Source organism: Streptomyces sp. col6 (genome assembly GCF_008042035.1).
In the GTDB taxonomy this organism is placed as follows: domain Bacteria; phylum Actinomycetota; class Actinomycetes; order Streptomycetales; family Streptomycetaceae; genus Streptomyces.
The window spans coordinates 1433654-1452204 of record NZ_RDBL01000013.1 but is presented as its reverse complement, the minus strand read 5'-3'; the positions used below and the strand labels follow the sequence as shown (position 1 = coordinate 1452204).

15 protein-coding genes and 2 pseudogenes are annotated in these 18551 nt (G+C 71.9%); 1 reads left to right on the top strand and 16 read right to left on the bottom strand.

Annotated features, from left to right (window positions below):
• Positions 1–55 precede the first annotated feature (55 nt).
• From EAO73_RS23325 to fmt, 4 genes are all read right to left on the bottom strand, one after another.
• Entirely contained in the window at positions 56–1072 is a 1017-nt protein-coding gene (locus EAO73_RS23325) for a sugar-binding transcriptional regulator (RefSeq protein ID WP_147973610.1), read from the bottom strand.
• Positions 1073–1223: 151 nt separating this feature from the next.
• Entirely contained in the window at positions 1224–1907 is a 684-nt protein-coding gene (gene rpe, locus EAO73_RS23320) for a ribulose-phosphate 3-epimerase (protein WP_147973405.1), read from the bottom strand.
• Between the two features lie 111 nt (positions 1908–2018).
• Complete coding sequence (locus EAO73_RS23315) at positions 2019–3452, bottom strand: RsmB/NOP family class I SAM-dependent RNA methyltransferase (protein WP_147973404.1); 1434 nt, start codon at positions 3450–3452, stop codon at positions 2019–2021.
• Between the two features lie 65 nt (positions 3453–3517).
• Positions 3518–4450, bottom strand: a complete 933-nt coding sequence (gene fmt / locus EAO73_RS23310) for a methionyl-tRNA formyltransferase (protein ID WP_147973403.1) — start codon at positions 4448–4450, stop codon at positions 3518–3520.
• Between the two features lie 243 nt (positions 4451–4693).
• On the opposite strand from fmt, the pseudogene EAO73_RS36685 reads away from it, so the two are divergent.
• Positions 4694–5053 (top strand): annotated as a pseudogene (locus tag EAO73_RS36685) (hypothetical protein); the annotation flags it as partial.
• Here the strand turns inward: EAO73_RS36685 and EAO73_RS37145 are convergent.
• From EAO73_RS37145 to EAO73_RS36065, 12 genes and pseudogenes are all read right to left on the bottom strand, one after another.
• A pseudogene (locus EAO73_RS37145) lies at positions 5044–5688 on the bottom strand (primosome assembly protein PriA); the annotation flags it as partial. The pseudogenes EAO73_RS36685 and EAO73_RS37145 overlap by 10 nt on opposite strands.
• A gap of 132 nt (positions 5689–5820) precedes the next feature.
• Entirely contained in the window at positions 5821–7029 is a 1209-nt protein-coding gene (gene metK / locus EAO73_RS23295; protein ID WP_147973402.1) for a methionine adenosyltransferase, read from the bottom strand.
• Positions 7030–7268: 239 nt separating this feature from the next.
• Complete coding sequence (gene coaBC / locus EAO73_RS23290; protein ID WP_147973401.1) at positions 7269–8471, bottom strand: bifunctional phosphopantothenoylcysteine decarboxylase/phosphopantothenate--cysteine ligase CoaBC; 1203 nt, start codon at positions 8469–8471, stop codon at positions 7269–7271.
• 147 nt (positions 8472–8618) lie between these two features.
• The gene (gene rpoZ, locus EAO73_RS23285; RefSeq protein WP_003970369.1) at positions 8619–8891 is read right to left on the bottom strand and encodes a DNA-directed RNA polymerase subunit omega; all 273 of its coding nucleotides are present in this window, start codon (positions 8889–8891) and stop codon (positions 8619–8621) included.
• 95 nt (positions 8892–8986) lie between these two features.
• Positions 8987–9604 carry a guanylate kinase gene (gene gmk, locus EAO73_RS23280; protein WP_147973400.1) on the bottom strand — a complete coding sequence of 206 codons (618 nt, stop codon included), beginning with the start codon at positions 9602–9604 and terminating at the stop codon, positions 8987–8989.
• Between the two features lie 37 nt (positions 9605–9641).
• Positions 9642–9965, bottom strand: a complete 324-nt coding sequence (locus tag EAO73_RS23275) for an integration host factor (RefSeq protein ID WP_018524251.1) — start codon at positions 9963–9965, stop codon at positions 9642–9644.
• A 245-nt stretch (positions 9966–10210) separates the two neighbouring features.
• Positions 10211–11050, bottom strand: coding sequence for an orotidine-5'-phosphate decarboxylase (gene pyrF / locus EAO73_RS23270; RefSeq protein ID WP_147973399.1), 840 nt, complete (start codon positions 11048–11050; stop codon positions 10211–10213).
• Positions 11047–12156, bottom strand: coding sequence for a quinone-dependent dihydroorotate dehydrogenase (locus EAO73_RS23265; RefSeq protein ID WP_147973398.1), 1110 nt, complete (start codon positions 12154–12156; stop codon positions 11047–11049). Before EAO73_RS23265 ends, pyrF begins: the two co-directional genes overlap by 4 nt.
• Before the next feature lie 56 nt (positions 12157–12212).
• Positions 12213–15521, bottom strand: coding sequence for a carbamoyl-phosphate synthase large subunit (gene carB / locus EAO73_RS23260; protein ID WP_147973397.1), 3309 nt, complete (start codon positions 15519–15521; stop codon positions 12213–12215).
• Positions 15514–16653 carry a glutamine-hydrolyzing carbamoyl-phosphate synthase small subunit gene (carA, locus tag EAO73_RS23255; protein WP_147973396.1) on the bottom strand — a complete coding sequence of 380 codons (1140 nt, stop codon included), beginning with the start codon at positions 16651–16653 and terminating at the stop codon, positions 15514–15516. The genes carB and carA overlap by 8 nt, the downstream gene beginning before the upstream one ends.
• Positions 16650–17225, bottom strand: coding sequence for a hypothetical protein (locus EAO73_RS23250; protein WP_147973395.1), 576 nt, complete (start codon positions 17223–17225; stop codon positions 16650–16652). Before EAO73_RS23250 ends, carA begins: the two co-directional genes overlap by 4 nt.
• A complete protein-coding gene (locus tag EAO73_RS36065) occupies positions 17222–18508 on the bottom strand; it encodes a dihydroorotase (protein ID WP_191134176.1) in 1287 nt (428 codons plus the stop codon). The genes EAO73_RS23250 and EAO73_RS36065 overlap by 4 nt, the downstream gene beginning before the upstream one ends.
• Positions 18509–18551: the final 43 nt, after the last annotated feature.

Genomic DNA, 18551 nt, shown 5'->3' with positions numbered 1-18551 from the left:
ACGGAGAGGGGCGAGCGGTCCGTGACCGCTCGCCCCTCTCCGTGTTCCCGTACGGTCAGTCGCCGTCCGGGTCCGCGCGCTCCAGGGCCGGCCGGCGCGGGGCCGCCGACTCCGTCAGCAGGTAGTCGGCCGCGGCCGTGTCCGTGACCAGGCTGGTGACCAGGCCCGACCGCAGCACGGCGCCGATCGCGGCGGCCTTGCGCTGCCCGCCCGCGATGGCCACGACCTCGGGAATCCGGCGCAGCCGGTCCGCCTCGACGGTGATGCACCGCTCGCCGAGGTCCCGGCCGACCCGGCGGCCCTCCGCGTCGAACAGGTGGGCCGACATCTCGGCGGCGACACCGAGCGAGGCGTAGTGCAGGCGCTCCTCGTCGGAGAGCATGTCGTGCACCGTCGAGATCCCGGGCTCCCAGGAACCGATGGAGACGGCCGCGACCGTCACCTTGTCGAAGTACTCGAAGGCGCGGGCGATCCCGGTCTGGTGGCGCAGCGCGGCGGCCGTCGCCGGGTCCGGCAGCAGCATCGGCGCGTAGATCGGGTGGGCCTCCCCGCCGGAGACCTGGGCGGCGCGCCGCACGGCCTCCACCGAACCGCGCTCGGCGGTGCCGGCGTCGTACACCCCGGTGAGCTGCACGACCGTGCACGGGGGCAGCCGGTCGAGCGCGGCGGCCATATGGATCGTGGAGCGGCCCCAGGCGAGCCCGAGCACATCGCCCTCGGTCACCAGTTCGCCGAGCAGATCGGCCGCGACCTCGCCGAGGTTCTCCGGGTCGGCCGCGTCGTCCTGCTCCTCGGCCGGGGACTCGACGACGACGGCGTGACGCAGCCCGTAGCGGGCCCGGAGCGCGTCGGAGCGCTCGGCGTCCAGCTCCGCCGGGACCCGGATCTCGATCCGTACGAGGTCCCGTTCCAGTGCGGTCTCCAGGACCCGGGCCACCTTGAAGCGGCTGACGCCGAACTCCTCGGCGATCTGGATCTTGGACTTGCCCTCGAGGTAGAAGCGGCGGGCCATGGCCGCCGCCTGCACCAGCTCCGCGGGCCCCATCCGCAGGGCGGACCGGCCCGCCGACATTGCAGACACCGCGTTCTCCTCACTGCTGTTCACGCTCTTGATACGCCGTTCATCCTGTCAGATACGGCGATCCCTGCCGGGTCCCGTCGGACCCCGTTCATCTGCCCTTGGCCCGGACGCCCCCTGCGCGCACGCCCGTGCCGTCACGGCCTCAGTGCGCGCAGGCCCAGCCGGCCGAGCCGATGGCCCCGTCGGCCTTGGCGCGCAGGGCCCGCACCGCCGCGGCCGGGTCCTCGGCGCCGTACACCGCGGAGCCCGCGACGAAGACGTCGGCACCCGCCTCGGCGCACCGCTCGATGGTGGACTCGGAGACCCCGCCGTCGACCTGGAGCCACAGGTCCAGGCCGTGCTTGGAGATCAGCTCACGCGTGCGGCGGATCTTCGGCAGCATGATGTCCAGGAACGCCTGGCCGCCGAAGCCCGGCTCCACCGTCATGATCAGCAGCATGTCGAGCTCGGGGAGCAGGTCCTCGTACGGCTCGATCGGCGTCGCCGGCTTGAGCGCCATGGACGCGCGGGCGCCCTTGGCGCGGATCTCCCGGGCCAGCCGGACGGGTGCCGCGGCAGCCTCCGCGTGGAAGGTGACCGACCCGGCGCCCGCCTCGACGTACTGCGGCGCCCAGCGGTCCGCGTCCTCGATCATCAGATGGCAGTCCAGCGGCGTGTCCGTGGCCCTGCTGAGCGATTCCACGATCGGAACGCCGAGGGTCAGATTGGGCACGAAGTGGTTGTCCATCACATCGACATGGAGCCAGTCGGCACCTTCGACTGCCTTCGCCTCCTCGGCGAGGCGCGCGAAGTCGGCGGAGAGAATACTCGGGTTGATCTGGGCCATGGGCCAAGCCTGCCATGTTCTGCGTCACTTCCCCGCCTCGGTGCGCCCCAAAGCCTCACGGGATCATTACGGTTCGCGCATTCCCGGCGTTTTCGCCCCCCCCGGGGCCGGTCAGCCGGTACGGCGGAGCAGCGCCAGGTACATGGCGTCGGTGCCGTGCAGATGCGGCCAGAGCTGGACGTCGGGCCCGTCGCCCAGCGCGGGCACGCCCGGCATCAGCGGTCGGGCGTCGATCCACTCGGCCTCGAACGGCTCCCCGCCGCGTCCCTTGAGCACGTCCTCGACGACGACCCGGGTCTCCGCGAGGTGCGGCGAGCAGGTCGCGTAGCCGACGACGCCACCGACTCGTACGGCCTTCAGCGCCTCGCGCAGCAGACCCCGCTGGAGCGGTGCGAAGCCCTCCAGGTCCTCCTTGCGGCGGCGCCAGCGGGCCTCGGGGCGGCGGCGCAGCGCGCCCAGACCGGAGCAGGGCACGTCCATGAGGATGCGGTCGAAGGTGCCGGGCCGCCACGGCGGGCGGGTGCCGTCGGCGGTGACCACCTGGTACGGGCCGGGGTTGCCGGCCAGCGCGCGTTCCACGAGGCGGGCGCGGTGCGGCTGCTTCTCCGCGGCCAGCAGGGCGGCACCGCGTCCGGCGGCGAGGGCCGCGAGCAGGGCGGCCTTCCCGCCGGGGCCCGCGCAGCCGTCCAGCCAGCGGGCGTCGCTGCCCTCCAGCGGGGCGTTGGCGAGGGCCGCCGCGACGAGCTGGCTGCCCTCGTCCTGGACGCCGGCCCGGCTCTCGCGCACGGCGGTCAGGGCGCCGGGCTCGCCGCCCTCGGCCATCCGCACGGCGTAGGGCGACCAGCGGCCGGGCAGGGCGTTCTCCTCGCCCAGTTCCTCGGTGAGTTCGTCCGTGGTGGAGCGGCCGGGGCGGGCGACGAGGGTGACCTCGGGACGCTCGTTGTCCGCTTCGAGCAGGTCCTCGATGCCGGCGCGGCCACCGCCGAGCGCGTCCCAGAGCGCCGAGACGACCCAGCGCGGGTGCGAGTGGACGACCGCGAGGTGGTCCTCGGCGTCGTCCTCGTAGGCGGGGGCCACCTTCGCCACCCAGCCGTCGAGGTCGTCGGCGGACACCTTGCGCAGCACGGCGTTGACGAACTTGGCGCGCCCCTCCCCCAGCACCACCCGGGCCAGCTCCACGCTCGCGGAGACCGCCGCGTGGGTCGGGATACGGGTGCCGAGCAGCTGGTGCACGCCCATGTTCAGGACGTCCAGGACCGGCGGGTCGACCTCGCGCAGCGGCCGGTCGATGCAGGCGGCGACGATCGCGTCGTACGTGCCCTGCCGGCGCAGCGTCCCGTAGACCAGCTCGGTCGCCAGGGCCGCGTCCCGGTGGTCGAAGTCGCCCTTGGCACGGGCCTTCTTCAGCAGCGGGGGCAGGACGAGGTTCGCGTACGCGTCGCGCTCGTCGACGGCCCGCAGGACCTCGAAGGCGAGGAAGCGGACCGGGTCCTTCTGGGGGCGGCGGTGCGGCTTGGCGGGACGGCGACGCGGCTGGTCGTTCACGTGAAAGGTGCTCCGCTGGAGGTGAGAGGGCGAACCCTCCCAGCCTACGTCTCCGTCCCGGGGCCTCAGGTCCCGACCAGCTCGCCGGGGACGATGCGGACCCCGCGCGCCCAGTCCGCGGCACGCATCGGCTTCTTGCCCTGGGGCTGCACCCAGAGCAGCTCGACCGCGTGCGACCCGGTGCCGACGAAGACGTTGTTCTTGCCCACCGACAGCTCGCCGGGGGCCAGCTCGGACCGGTCCACGGCGGGGGTCGCCTGGACCAGTTTCAGGCGCTCGCCCCGGAACAGCGTCCAGGCCCCGGGGGCGGGCGTGCAGCCGCGCACGACACGGTCGACGCGCAGGGCGGGCGCGGACCACTGGATCTGCGCGTCCTCGACGGTGATCTTGGGGGCGAGGGTGACCCCGTCGGCGGGCTGCTCCACGGCGTGCAGGGTGCCGTCCTCGATGCCGTCCATGGTCGCGGCGAGCAGCCCGGCACCGGCGAACGCCAGCCGGGTCAGCAGGTCACCGCTGGTGTCGGTCGGGCGGACCTCTTCGGTGAGGACGCCGTAGACCGGCCCGGAGTCGAGCCCCTCCTCGATGAGGAAGGTGGAGGCACCTGTCACCTCGTCACCGGCCATCACCGCGTGCTGCACGGGGGCCGCGCCGCGCCAGGCGGGCAGCAGTGAGAAGTGCAGGTTGACCCAGCCCCGGGCCGGGATGTCGAGCGCGGCCCTCGGCAGCAGCGCGCCGTACGCGACGACCGGGCAGCAGTCCGGCGCGATCTCCCGCAGCCGGGCGAGGAAGTCCTCGTCCCGCGGCCTGGCGGGCTTCAGCACCTCGATCCCGGCCTCCTCGGCACGCTGGGCGACCGGGCTGGCCACCAGCCGCCGGCCGCGCCCGGCGGGCGCGTCGGGCCTGGTCACGACGGCGGCCACCTCGTGACGGCCGGAGGCGATCAGGGCGTCCAGGGCGGGAACGGCTACCTCGGGGGTGCCGGCGAAGACGAGCTTCATGGGTGGCTGACTGCCTCTCAGGCCGGACTCTCAGGCCGAAACGTTACGGTGACGAGCAACGCACAAGTCTATGGGGCCGGGGCCCGGGGGGCGTACGCGCAGTTGCGCGCCCCTCGCATGTGCTCATACGCCCCCTGAGCGTGACCAGATCCCCGGGTGCGGCGTTGGTCAAAGGAGATTGACCGAAGCGAGCCGCCCTGGTGCGGCCCGATCCCTTTCAACGCCGGTTCGAGAGGCTTCTTCATGGCCGACCACGCAACCCACGACGCCCAAGCGCGGGCCAGCCTGCACCTGCTGGTGCGGGACATCGAGCGGGTCCGGCGGCAGGTGGACGCACTGCGCACGCTCACCGCCCAGCTGGGCAACGTCTACCGTCCGCGCCGCTCCGGCCCGTCCGCGGGCTTCGTCGTCTACGGCAGGGCCCCGGCCCCCACGGTCAGACTGGCCCAGGAGCTGCGGGACAGCGTCGAGACCCTGGTCACGGCGGCCGTGGACTTCGACCGCTCGCTGGGCTTCTCCTGGGACGCGGTGGGCTCCGCCCTCGGGGTCACCAAGCAGGCCGTCCACCGCCGTTACGGGGCACGCCGGGCCACGCCCCAGCCGACGGCGGCCGAGGCCGCCACCGAGGTCGTCCCCCAACGAGGCCCCGCGGTCCCGGCCGCCCGCACCCCCCAGCCCCCGACGGACCGCCCCAACCCGGGCAGGGGCGCGGGCGACGGCTTGGACTCGGCCTGCGCGTTGCGCGGGGGGACGGCGAGCTGGAGGACGTCCGCGAGGCTGCCCGCGTACCGGTCGGCGACGGCACGGGCGAGGGCGAGGAGGTCGGGGCCGAGGACCGGTTCCGGCGAGACGACGGAGGCGAGCGCGGCGAGCGCCCCGTTGTAGTCGGACTCGGCCAGCCTCTCGATGAGGAAGCCGTCGATGAGGCCGCCGCCCTCGCGCCGGCCGCCGCGCACATTGCGGCCCCCGGCGCCGAACCGGACCCGTACGCGCACCCCGGGCTGCGCGTCGGCGTCCAGCTCCTCGGGGACGGCGTAGTCGAAGTACTGGTCGAGGTGGAGCGCGCCCTTGTTGACGAGGACCCGGGCGACGGGCAGCTCCTTGGCGAGGGCGGCCCCGCGCCAGGTGCGCGGCTTGGCGCGCGGCACGTCGGCCCGGCGCACGGTCTCCCGGATCAGCGCCAGCTGTTCCGGCGCCCCGGCCCCGGGCTCCTCGGCCCGCTCGTTCTCGCTGCTCACAGCTCCATCCCTACCAGACGCCTCGGACAGCGGCGCCTGTCCTTCCCCTCATGGGCCCGGGGCGCGACACGCCGGAGCCCGGACACCGTGACGGCGTCCGGGCTCCGGCGGAAGTCGGCCCTGCTCCGTTCCCTACAGGCCGGCGGCGGCGCGCAGCGCGTCCACCCGGTCGGTGCGCTCCCACGTGAAGTCGGGCAGCTCACGGCCGAAGTGCCCGTACGCGGCGGTCTGCGCGTAGATCGGGCGCAGCAGGTCGAGGTCGCGGATGATCGCGGCCGGGCGGAGGTCGAAGACCTCGCCGATGGCGTGCTCGATCTTCTCGGTGTCGACCGCCGCGGTGCCGAAGGTCTCCACGAAGAGACCCACCGGCTCGGCCTTGCCGATCGCGTACGCGACCTGGACCTCGCAACGGGCCGCGAGGCCGGCGGCGACGACGTTCTTGGCGACCCAGCGCATGGCGTAGGCGGCCGAGCGGTCCACCTTCGACGGGTCCTTGCCGGAGAAGGCACCGCCGCCGTGGCGGGCCATGCCGCCGTAGGTGTCGATGATGATCTTGCGACCTGTCAGGCCGGCATCGCCCATCGGGCCGCCGATCTCGAAGCGCCCGGTCGGGTTGACGAGGAGGCGGTAGCCCTCGGTGTCGAGCTTGATGCCGTCCTCGAGGAGCTGCGACAGGACGTGCTCGACGACGAACTCGCGGATGTCGGGCGCGAGCAGCGAGTCGAGGTCGATGTCGCTGGCGTGCTGCGAGGAGACGACGACGGTGTCGAGACGGACGGCCTTGTCGCCGTCGTACTCGATGGTGACCTGGGTCTTGCCGTCGGGACGCAGGTACGGGATGGTCCCGTTCTTGCGGACCTCGGACAGCCGGCGCGAGAGCCGGTGCGCGAGGTAGATCGGCAGCGGCATGAGCTCGGGGGTCTCGTCGCAGGCGTAGCCGAACATCAGGCCCTGGTCGCCGGCGCCCTGCTTGTCGAGCTCGTCCTCGTCGCCCTCGACGCGCTTCTCGTAGGCGGTGTCGACGCCCTGCGCGATGTCCGGGGACTGCGCGCCGATGGACACCGAGACGCCGCACGAGGCGCCGTCGAAGCCCTTCTTGGAGGAGTCGTAGCCGATCTCCAGGACCTTGTTGCGGACCAGCGTCGGAATGTCGGCGTAGGCCTTGGTCGTGACCTCACCCGCGACATGCACCAGACCGGTGGTGATCAGAGTCTCGACGGCGACGCGGGAGGACGGGTCCTCCCGCAGGAGCGCGTCGAGAATGGTGTCGCTGATCTGGTCAGCGATCTTGTCGGGGTGACCCTCGGTCACGGACTCCGAGGTGAAGAGACGGCGGGACACATCGCTCCCTGGGGTTGCAGCGGCTGCTGGCTGATCATTGGCCGGACGGTCCGGGAGCTGCGCCCGGCACGGTCCAGGAGCAGTTTATCGGTCGGCTCCGGCCGCCGGACAACGTGTCTCGCCCTTTGGCCGTCCTGTGACGTGTCCCACCAGGTCCGGAACACCCCGGAAGCCCGCTGCCGACAGGGTTCCGGCCCGTGTCGGAAGGGTTACGGATCCCCCGGCGTGTCACCGGAAATTCATCCGAGGCGCGCCGTCACGAGGTCCCACACCGTGTCGGCGAGCGCCTCCTTGGGCCCGTACGGCACCGGAGTCTCCGTTCCGTCGGCCGCGAGCACCACGGCCTCGTTCTCCTCGGAGCCGAAGGTCTTGCGCTCCCCCACCTCGTTGACGACCAGCAGGTCGCAGCCCTTGCGGCGCAGCTTCTCTCGGCCGTTGGCCAGTACGTCGTCGGTCTCGGCGGCGAATCCGACGACGATCTGTCCGGGCGTGGCGCGCTCGGCGGCGACCTCCGCCAGGATGTCCGGGTTGCGGACGAGTGCGATGGGGGCGGGCTCCTGGCCGTCCCTCTTCTTGATCTTCCCGGTGACGTACTGGGCGGGCCGGAAGTCGGCGACGGCGGCGGCCATGACCACGACGTCGGCGTCCCGGGCCGCCTTCAGCACGGCCTCGCGCAGCTGGACCGCGGTGCCGGTGTGGACGACGTCGGCGCCGGACGGGTCGGGCAGTCCGGTGTTGGCCTCGACGAGGGTGACCCGGGCGCCGCGGGCGACGGCGGTGCGGGCCAGCGCGTAGCCCTGCTTGCCGGAGGAGCGGTTGCCGAGGTAGCGGACGGGGTCGAGGGGTTCCCTCGTACCGCCCGCGCTGATGACCACGTGGCGGCCCGCCAGATCGGGGGCGGCCGTGCCGCGGGCGAGGACCCGGCGGCAGACCTCGAAGATCTCGCCCGGGTCGGGGAGCCGGCCCTTGCCGGTGTCGACGCCGGTGAGGCGGCCGACGGCGGGCTCGATGACGACGGCGCCCCGGCGGCGCAGGGTGGCGACGTTCTCCTGGGTGGCGGGGTGCTCCCACATCTCGGTGTGCATCGCCGGTGCGAAGACGACCGGACAGCGGGCCGTGAGCAGGGTGTTGGTGAGCAGGTCGTCGGCGAGCCCGTGGGCGGCCTTGGCCAGCATGTCGGCGGTGGCCGGGGCGACGACGACGAGGTCGGCGTGCTGTCCGATCCGTACGTGGGGCACCTCGTGGACGTCGTTCCAGACCTCGGTGGAGACCGGGTGGCCGGAGAGCGCGGACCAGGTGGCGGCGCCCACGAAGTGCAGGGCGGACTCGGTGGGGACGACCCGTACGTCGTGGCCGGACTCGGTCAGCCGGCGCAGCAGCTCGCACGCCTTGTAGGCGGCGATGCCGCCGCTGACCCCCAGAACGACCTTCGGCTTGTCCACTGCGTCTCCCCGCACTCGGTTACGCACCCGGCGTACGTACAGGCCCCATGCTGCCTCACGCCCGCGGGCGCCGTCCGGTCGGCCCGGACACACCTCGGGCCCGGCGGGAATGCCGCCGGGCCCGGGGTGAAGGTGCGTTGTCGCCGCTTACTGCGCGGGGCCCTCGATGGCCTCGGACGTGAGCAGGCCCGCGTTGATCTCGCGGAGCGCGATCGACAGCGGCTTCTCGTGCACGTGGGTGTCGACAAGCGGACCGACGTACTCGAGGAGGCCCTCACCGAGCTGCGAGTAGTACGCGTTGATCTGGCGCGCGCGCTTGGCGGCGTAGATCACGAGGCTGTACTTCGAGTCGGTTGCTTCGAGGAGCTCATCAATCGGCGGGTTGATGATGCCCTCGGGCGTGGTGATGGAAGAGGACACGCTCTGCCTTCCGAAGGGGATGAAGATCAAAGAAATCTTTGACAGTCAGGGGCTTGGTTACCGGCTTTGCTGCCGCGACCCCCGCCGCCGGTGATTCACTCGCTGCCGGCGCGGTGGCCGGAAGCCTCCAGCATCAAGGCTAGCAGCTCACGTGCCACATCCTCGACGGAGGTGTTGACAAGAGTCCTGTCGAACTCCGATTCGGCGGCCAGCTCGACCTTGGCGGCGCCGAGCCGGCGTTCGATCACCTCGGGCGCCTCGGTCCCGCGTCCGGTGAGCCGGCGCACCAGCTCGTCCCAGCTCGGCGGGGCGAGGAAGACCAGCTGGGCGTCGGCCATGGACTGGCGGACCAGCCGGGCACCCTGGAGGTCGATCTCCAGGAGCACCGGCTCCCCCGCCTCCAGCCGCTCCTGCACGGCGCGGCGCGGGGTGCCGTAGCGGTTGCCGGCGAACTCGGCCCACTCCAGCAGCTCACCGTTGGCGATCAGCTTGTCGAACTCCTCGTCGTCCACGAAGAAGTAGTGGACGCCGTTGCGTTCGCCGGGGCGGGGCCTGCGGGTCGTCGCCGACACCGAGAGCCACACCTCGGGGTGGACCTTGCGCATATGCGCGACGACCGTGCTCTTGCCGACCCCCGAGGGGCCGGAGAGCACGGTCAGCCGCGGACGTACGTCCGGGGGTACGGGGGACGTCCCCCGGGATGTTGCAGCCATGGGGCGATTATCCAGGTTCTCAGGGGTGCCTGAGAACTCAGGCGGCGCTGCCGCCGAACTCACGCTCCAGGGATGCGATCTGGTTGGAGCCAAGCCCCCGCACACGACGGCTCTCGGAGATGCCGAGCCGTTCCATGATCTGCTTGGCACGGACCTTGCCCACGCCGGGCAGGGACTCCAGCAGGGCGGAGACCTTCATCTTGCCGATGACGTCGTTCTCCTGGCCCGACTTGATGACCTCGTGGAGGGAGGCGCCGGAGTGCTTGAGTCGATTCTTGACCTCGGCCCGCTCCCGGCGAGCCGCGGCGGCCTTTTCGAGCGCGGCTGCGCGCTGTTCAGGGGTAAGGGGCGGAAGAGCCACGCCTACGTCACCTCGGATGTCGATCTGTCGGATACGGACCGGTGAGGCGGCGGGATCGCCCCTCACCTGGTGAGCCGCGAACAACCCGTGCTCGTCGGCTCTCGACGGAGACTAGCGGCCAAGGCCGCCGGAGTCAGCGAGAACAGACGAAAAGTCCTGGTCAGCCTCTGCCGACCAGGACTTTTCGGGCATAACCACCGAGTTTTTTGGTCAGGATTCCGTCAACACACGGTTACGTGGCAGGGTCAGCGGTCCGAGACGGCCGCGCGGACCTCGTCCGCGAAGCGCTCCGCGGCCTCGCGCAGCCCCGTCACGTCCGGACCGTGGCGCAGCACGCCCCGGCTCACGCTGGGCACCACATTGCGCACCGCGTCGCCGAAGACACCCGGCAGATCCGCCGGGGTGGCCCCCTGCGCACCGATGCCCGGGGCGAGCAGCGGGCCGTTGATCGCCAGGTCCACACCCGCGTCGCCGAGCGTCGCCCCGACGACCGCGCCGACCGAGCCGAGCGGGGCCGCGCCCGCGTTCTCGGCGGCCATGTGGTCGAGCATCAGCTGGGCCAGCGGACGGCCGTCGGCGGCCGTGGCGCGCTGCACCTCGGCGCCCTCCGGGTTGGAGGTCAGCGCGAGGACGAAGACCCCGGCGCCGGAGACCGCCGCCGCGTCGAGCGCGGGCCGCAGCGAGCCGAAGCCGAGGTACGGGGAGACCGTGACCGCGTCCGAGAACAGCGGCGAGTCCTTGTCCAGGTAGGTCGCCGCGTAGGCGTCCATCGTGGAGCCGATGTCGCCGCGCTTGGCGTCCATCAGGACCAGGGCGCCGGCCGCGCGCGCCTCCTCGACGGCTTTCTCCAGGACGGCGACACCGCGCGAGCCGAAGCGCTCGAAGAACGCGGACTGCGGCTTGAGCACGGCGACCCGGTCGGCCAGTGCCTCGACGACCGTACGGGTGAACCGCTCCAGGCCCGCGATGTCGTCGCTCAGCCCCCAGGCGGTGAGGAGGGAGGCGTGCGGGTCGATGCCGACGCAGAGCGGGCCTCGGGTGTCCATGGCGTGGCGCAGCCGGGCGCCGAAGGGTTCCAGGGTCATTTCGCTGCCTTCCGGGTTTCCGCGCCGACGGCGTCGGCGAGTGTGGCGTACGGGGAGGCGGCCAGGCGTGCGGCCAGGCCCTTGTGAATGGCGCGGGCGTAGAACGGGCCCTCGTAGATGAAGGCGCTGTAGCCCTGGACGAGGGTGGCGCCCGCGAGGATGCGCTGCCAGGCGTCCTCGGCGTTCTCGATGCCGCCGACGCCCACCAGGGTGATCCGGTCGCCGACACGGCCGTACAGGCGCCCCAGGACCTCCAGGGAGCGTTCCTTGAGGGGGGCGCCGGACAGGCCGCCGGTCTCCTTCACCAGGTCCGGCGAGGACTTCAGGCCGAGGCCCTCGCGGGCGATGGTGGTGTTGGTGGCGATGATCCCGTCCAGGCCCAGTTCGACGGCGAGGTCGGCGACGGCGTCGACGTCCTCGTCCGCGAGGTCCGGGGCGATCTTGACGAGCAGCGGGACGCGGCGGTGGGTGACGGTCCGGTCGGCCGCCTCGCGCACGGCGGTGAGCAGCGGGCGCAGCGACTCGGTGGCCTGAAGGTTGCGCAGGCCGGGCGTGTTGGGCGAGGAGACGTTGACGACGAGGTAGTCGGCGTGGGCGGCGAGGCGCTCGGTGGACTTCACGTAGTCGGCGGCGGCGTCGGCCTCGGGGACGACCTTGGTCTTGCCGATGTTGACGCCGACGGTGGTGCGGAAGACCGGGTTGCGGGCGGCCAGGCGCGCGGCGACGGCGGCCGAGCCCTCGTTGTTGAAGCCCATGCGGTTGATCAGCGCGCGGTCCGCGACCAGGCGGAACAGGCGCTGCTTCGGGTTGCCGGGCTGCGGCTCGCCGGTCACGGTGCCGATCTCGACGTGGTCGAAGCCGAGCATCGCCATGCCGTCGATCGCGACCGCGTTCTTGTCGAAGCCGGCGGCGAGCCCGAAGGGGCCGTGCATCCGCAGGCCCAGGGCCTCGGTGCGCAGCTCCTTGTACCGGGGGGCGAGGGCGGCGGCCACGAAGGTGCGCAGCACGGGGACGCGGGCGGCCAGGCGGATCCAGCGGAAGGCCAGGTAGTGGGCCTGCTCGGGGTCCATCCGCTTGAAGACCAGCTGGAAGAAGAACTTGTACATCACGGTGTCCTCATGAAGAGGGGGACACCGTTTCCGGTGTCCCCCTTGTGGGCTGCCTAGTCGCGGGCCGCGGTCAGATGTTCCGCGTGTTCCTGGAGGGAACGGACGCCGACGTCTCCGCCGTTGAGGGCGTCGATGCCCTGGACGGCCGCCGCGAGCGCCTGGACCGTGGTCAGGCAGGGCACCGACCGGGCGACTGCCGCGGTGCGGATCTCGTAGCCGTCGAGCCGGCCGCCGGTCCCGTAGGGGGTGTTGACGATGAGGTCGACACCGCCCTCGTGGATCAGCTGGACGATGGTCCGCTCGCCGTTCGGGCCCTCGCCCTCGGACAGCTTGCGCACGACGGTGGCGTTGATGCCGTTGCGCTTGAGGACCTCGGCGGTGCCGGAGGTGGCCAGCAGCTCGAAGCCGTGGGCGACCAGCTCGCGGGCCGGGAAGATCATCGAGCGCTTGTCGCGGTTGGCCACCGAGATGAAGGCGCGGCCCTTGGTGGGCAGCGGTCCGTAGGCGCCGGCCTGCGACTTGGCGTACGCGGTGCCGAAGACCGAGTCGATGCCCATGACCTCGCCGGTGGAGCGCATCTCCGGGCCGAGGATGGTGTCGACGCCGCGGCCGTGGATGTCGCGGAAGCGCGACCACGGCATGACGGCCTCCTTGACGGAGATCGGCGCGTCCAGCGGCAGCGTGCCGCCGTCGCCGGTCTTCGGCAGCAGGCCCTCCTCGCGCAGCTCGGCGACGGTCGCGCCCAGCGAGATCCGGGCGGCGGCCTTGGCGAGCGGGACCGCGGTCGCCTTCGAGGTGAAGGGCACGGTCCGCGAGGCGCGCGGGTTGGCCTCCAGGACGTAGAGGATGTCACCGGAGAGCGCGAACTGGATGTTGATCAGGCCGCGGACGCCGACGCCCTTGGCGATGGCCTCGGTGGAGGCGCGCAGCCGCTTGACGTCGTGGCCGCCGAGGGTGATCGGGGGCAGCGCGCAGGCGGAGTCGCCGGAGTGGATGCCGGCCTCCTCGATGTGCTCCATGACGCCGCCGAGGTACAGCTCGGTGCCGTCGTAGAGGGCATCGACGTCGATCTCGATGGCGTCGTCGAGGAAGCGGTCGACCAGGACCGGCCGGGTGGGGCTGATCTCGGTGGACTCGGCGATGTACGCGGAGAGCCGGGTCTCGTCGTACACGATCTCCATGCCGCGCCCGCCGAGCACGTAGGACGGGCGTACGAGGACGGGGTAGCCGATCTCGTCGGCGATCGCCTTGGCCTCCGCGAAGGTGGTGGCGGTGCCGTGCTTGGGCGCGGGCAGGCCGGCCTCGGCCAGGACGCGGCCGAAGGCGCCGCGGTCCTCAGCGGCGTGGATCGCCTCCGGGGAGGTGCCGACGACGGGCACGCCGTTGTCCTTGAGCGCCTGCGACAGGCCCAGCGGGGTCTGGCCGCCGAGCTGGACGACGACGCCCGCGATCGGGCCCGCCAGGGACTCCGCGTGCACGATCTCCAGCACGTCTTCCAGCGTCAGCGGCTCGAAGTACAGGCGGTCGGAGGTGTCGTAGTCGGTGGAGACCGTCTCCGGGTTGCAGTTGACCATCACGGTCTCGTAGCCGGCGTCGCTGAGCGCGAAGGAGGCGTGGACGCAGGAGTAGTCGAACTCGATGCCCTGGCCGATGCGGTTGGGGCCGGAGCCCAGGATGATCACCGCGGGCTTCTCGCGCGGGGCGACCTCGCTCTCCTCGTCGTAGGAGGAGTAGAAGTACGGGGTCTTCGCGGCGAACTCGGCGGCGCAGGTGTCGACCGTCTTGTAGACCGGGCGGATGCCGAGCGCGTGCCGGACCTCGCGGACGACGTCCTCGCGCAGGTCGCGGATCTCGGCGATCTGGACGTCGGAGAAGCCGTGCCGCTTGGCCTCGGCCAGCAGCTCGGGGCCGAGCTTGTCGGCGGCGGCCAGCTCGTCGGCGATCTCCTTGATCAGGAAGAGCTGGTCGACGAACCAGGGGTCGATCTTCGTGGCGTCGAAGACCTCCTCCTGGGTGGCGCCGGCCCGGATCGCCTGCATGACGGTGTTGATGCGGCCGTCGGTCGGGCGGACCGCCTCGGCCAGCAGCTCGGCCTTGTCGCCGGGGTCGCCGGTGAAGGTGAACTGCGAGCCCTTCTTCTCCAGGGAGCGCAGGGCCTTCTGCAGGGCCTCCGTGAAGTTCCGGCCGATCGCCATGGCCTCGCCCACCGACTTCATGGTGGTGGTGAGGGTGGAGTCGGCCGAGGGGAACTTCTCGAAGGCGAAGCGCGGGGCCTTCACGACGACGTAGTCGAGGGTCGGCTCGAAGGAGGCCGGGGTCTTCTCGGTGATGTCGTTCGGGATCTCGTCCAGCGTGTAGCCGACGGCCAGCTTGGCGGCGATCTTGGCGATCGGGAAGCCGGTGGCCTTGGAGGCGAGCGCCGAGGAGCGGGAGACGCGCGGGTTCATCTCGATGACGATGACGCGGCCGTCGGTGGGGTCGATCGCGAACTGGATGTTGCAGCCGCCGGTGTCGACGCCGACCTCGCGGATGATCGCGATGCCGATGTCGCGCAGCCGCTGGTACTCGCGGTCGGTGAGCGTCATCGCCGGGGCGACGGTGATCGAGTCACCGGTGTGGACGCCCATCGGGTCGAAGTTCTCGATGGAGCAGACGACCACGACGTTGTCGTTGCGGTCGCGCATCAGCTCCAGCTCGTACTCCTTCCAGCCGAGGATGGACTCTTCGAGCAGCACCTCGGTGGTCGGGGAGAGCGTGAGGCCCTGTCCGGCGATGCGGCGCAGCTCCTCCTCGTCGTGGGCGAAGCCGGAGCCGGCGCCGCCCATGGTGAAGGAGGGGCGGACGACGACGGGGTAGCCGCCAAGGGTGTCGACGCCGGCGAGGACGTCGTCCATGGAGTGGCAGATGACCGAGCGGGCGGACTCGCCGTAGCCGATCTTCGCCTTGACGGCCTCGACGACGCCCTTGAAGAGGTCGCGGTCCTCGCCCTTGTTGATGGCCTCGACGTTGGCGCCGATGAGCTCGACGCCGTACTTCTCCAGCACGCCGTTGTCGTGCATGGAGATCGCGGTGTTGAGCGCGGTCTGGCCGCCCAGGGTGGGCAGGAGCGCGTCGGGGCGCTCCTTGGCGATGATCTTCTCGACGAACTCGGGGGTGATCGGCTCGACGTAGGTGGCGTCGGCGATCTCCGGGTCGGTCATGATCGTCGCCGGGTTGGAGTTCACCAGGATGACGCGCAGGCCCTCGGCCTTGAGGACGCGGCACGCCTGGGTACCGGAGTAGTCGAACTCGGCGGCCTGCCCGATGACGATCGGGCCGGAGCCGATGACCAGGACGGACTGGATATCGGAGCGCTTAGGCACGCTGGCCCTCCATCAGGGAAACGAAGCGGTCGAAGAGGTACGCGGCGTCGTGCGGGCCGGCGGCCGCCTCGGGGTGGTACTGGACGCTGAAGGCCGGCCGGTCGAGGAGCTGGAGGCCCTCGACGACCTGGTCGTTCAGGCAGACGTGGGAGACCTCGGCCCGACCGAAGGCGGTGTCGGAGACCTTGTCGAGCGGGGCGTCGACGGCGAAGCCGTGGTTGTGCGCGGTGACCTCGACCTTGCCGGTCGAGCGGTCCTGCACGGGCTGGTTGATCCCTCGGTGGCCGTACTTCAGCTTGTACGTGCCGAAGCCGAGCGCGCGGCCCAGGATCTGGTTGCCGAAGCAGATGCCGAAGAGCGGGGTCTGCCGCTCCAGGACGCCCTGCATGAGGGCGACGGGGTGGTCGGCGGTGGAGGGGTCGCCGGGGCCGTTGGAGAAGAAGACGCCGTCGGGGGCGACCGCGTAGATCTCCTCCAGGGTGGCGGTGGCGGGCAGCACATGGACCTCGATGCCGCGCTCGGCCATGCGGTGCGGGGTCATGCCCTTGATGCCGAGGTCGACCGCGGCGACCGTGAACTTCCTGGTCCCGATCGCGGGGACGACGTAGGCCTCCTTGGTGGCGACCTCGGCGGACAGGTCGGCGCCCTTCATCTCGGGGGCCTCCTGGACGCGGGCCAGCATCGCGGCCTCGTCGGTGACGGCCGCGCCGGAGAAGATGCCGACGCGCATGGCGCCGCGCTCGCGCAGGTGGCGGGTGAGGGCGCGGGTGTCGATGCCGCTGATGCCGACGACGTCCTGGTTCGCCAGTTCCTCGTCGAGGGTGCGGCGGGAGCGCCAGTTGGAGGGGGTGCGCGCGGGGTCGCGGACGACGTAGCCGGAGACCCAGATCCGCTTCGACTCGGGGTCCTCGTCGTTGACGCCGGTGTTGCCGACGTGCGGGGCGGTCATCACGACGACCTGGCGGTGGTACGAGGGGTCGGTCAGCGTCTCCTGGTAGCCGGTCATGCCGGTGGAGAAGACCGCCTCGCCGAAGGTCTCCCCCACAGCCCCGTAGGCGCGGCCGCGGAAGATGCGGCCGTCCTCCAGGACGAGTACGGCGGGAACCTGGGCTCCCCGGGTGGAGGTCGTCATCGTGCGATGCCTTCCGTAGTGCTGGTGAGGTGGTTGACGGCGTCGACCCAGGCGGGGTGTTCGGCCGAGTGGTCGGAGCGGAATCCGGAGTCGATCAGCCGATCGCCGAGCGCCCAGGTGATGACGAGGAGGCCGCCCTCGGGCAGGACCTTGCCCGCCAGTGCCCTCTCGGTGCGGGCGCCGCGCAGGTCGGCGGCGGGGACGAAGAAGTCCGCCGCGCCGGGCCGCGCGACATCGAGGCCGTCCGCGGTGAGGGTGAGCTCGACGCGGCTGCGGGTGCCGAGGCCGTGGGCGACGATCCGGTCGAGCCACTGCCCGGCCGTGGTCGAGGCGTGGTAGCGGCCGGAGAGGGTGAGCAGCTTCTCGCCGTCCGCGTAGCCGTCCGGGACGGTCGCGGGGGCGGGCAGGTCCGACTGGAGGTTCCCGCGCCACTTCCATCCCTGGCGCATCAGCCAGTAGACGAACACGACGAGGACGACGAGTCCGATCACCCAGCTGATCCGGGCGGACCAGTCGGTCACCTCCGCCGACTTCTGCTCGGCGGCCAGTTGGTACAGGGTCTGTGTTGTCACGCGAGCTTCCCGTCGACGACCGTGGCACGGCCCCGCAGGAAGGTGTGGGTCACTCGGCCCGGCAGCTCGCGCCCCTCGTACGGGGTGTTGCGGCTGCGGGAGGCGAAGCCCGCGGGGTCCACTTCCCCACGGTATGCCGGATCGACCAGGGTGAGGTTGGCAGGCTCACCCGCCGAGACGGGGCGGCCGTGTCCTTCGAGCCGTCCGATGGCCGCAGGGCGCATCGACATGCGGTCGGCGACGCCGGCCCAGTCGAGCAGCCCGGTCTCGACCATCGTCTGCTGGACGACGGAAAGCGCGGTCTCCAGGCCGACCATGCCCATGGCGGCCGCGGCCCACTCGCAGTCCTTGTCCTCGTGCGGGTGCGGGGCGTGGTCGGTGGCGACGCAGTCGATGGTGCCGTCGGCGAGGGCCTCGCGCAGGGCCATGACGTCGGCCTCGGTGCGCAGCGGCGGGTTCACCTTGTAGACGGGGTTGTAGCTGCGGACCAGCTCGTCGGTGAGGAGGAGGTGGTGCGGGGTGACCTCGGCGGTGACGTTCCAGCCCTTGGACTTGGCCCAGCGCACGATCTCGACGGAGCCGGCGGTCGACAGGTGGCAGATGTGCACCCGGGAGCCGACGTGCGCGGCGAGCAGGACGTCGCGGGCGATGATGGACTCCTCGGCGACGGCGGGCCAGCCGCCGAGCCCGAGTTCGGCCGAGACGATGCCCTCGTTCATCTGGGCGCCCTCGGTGAGGCGGGGCTCCTGGGCGTGCTGGGCGACGACGCCGTCGAAGGCCTTCACGTACTCCAGGGCGCGGCGCATGATGACCGCGTCGTCGACGCACTTGCCGTCGTCGGAGAAGACCTTCACCCCGGCGGCGGAGTCGTGCATGGCACCCAGCTCGGCGAGCTGCTTGCCCTCCAGGCCGACGGTGACGGCGCCGACGGGCTGCACGTCGCAGTAGCCGGACTCCTTGCCGAGGCGCCAGACCTGCTCGACGACGCCGGCGGTGTCGGCGACCGGGAAGGTGTTGGCCATGGCGTGCACGGCGGTGAAGCCGCCGGCCGCGGCGGCCCTGGTGCCGGTGAGGACGGTCTCGGAGTCCTCGCGGCCGGGCTCGCGCAGATGCGTGTGGAGATCGACGAGGCCGGGCAGCAGGACCTGGCCCGCCGCCTCGATCACGGTGGCGTCGCCGGCGTCGAGGCCGGTGCCGACGGCGGCGATGGTCTCGCCGTCGATGAGGACGTCCTGCGGGTCGCCGCCGAGTACCTTCGCGCCGCGGATAAGGATCTTGCTCATGGTTACTTGTTCTCCTCGGTACGGGCGGCGGTGGGGACGGAGG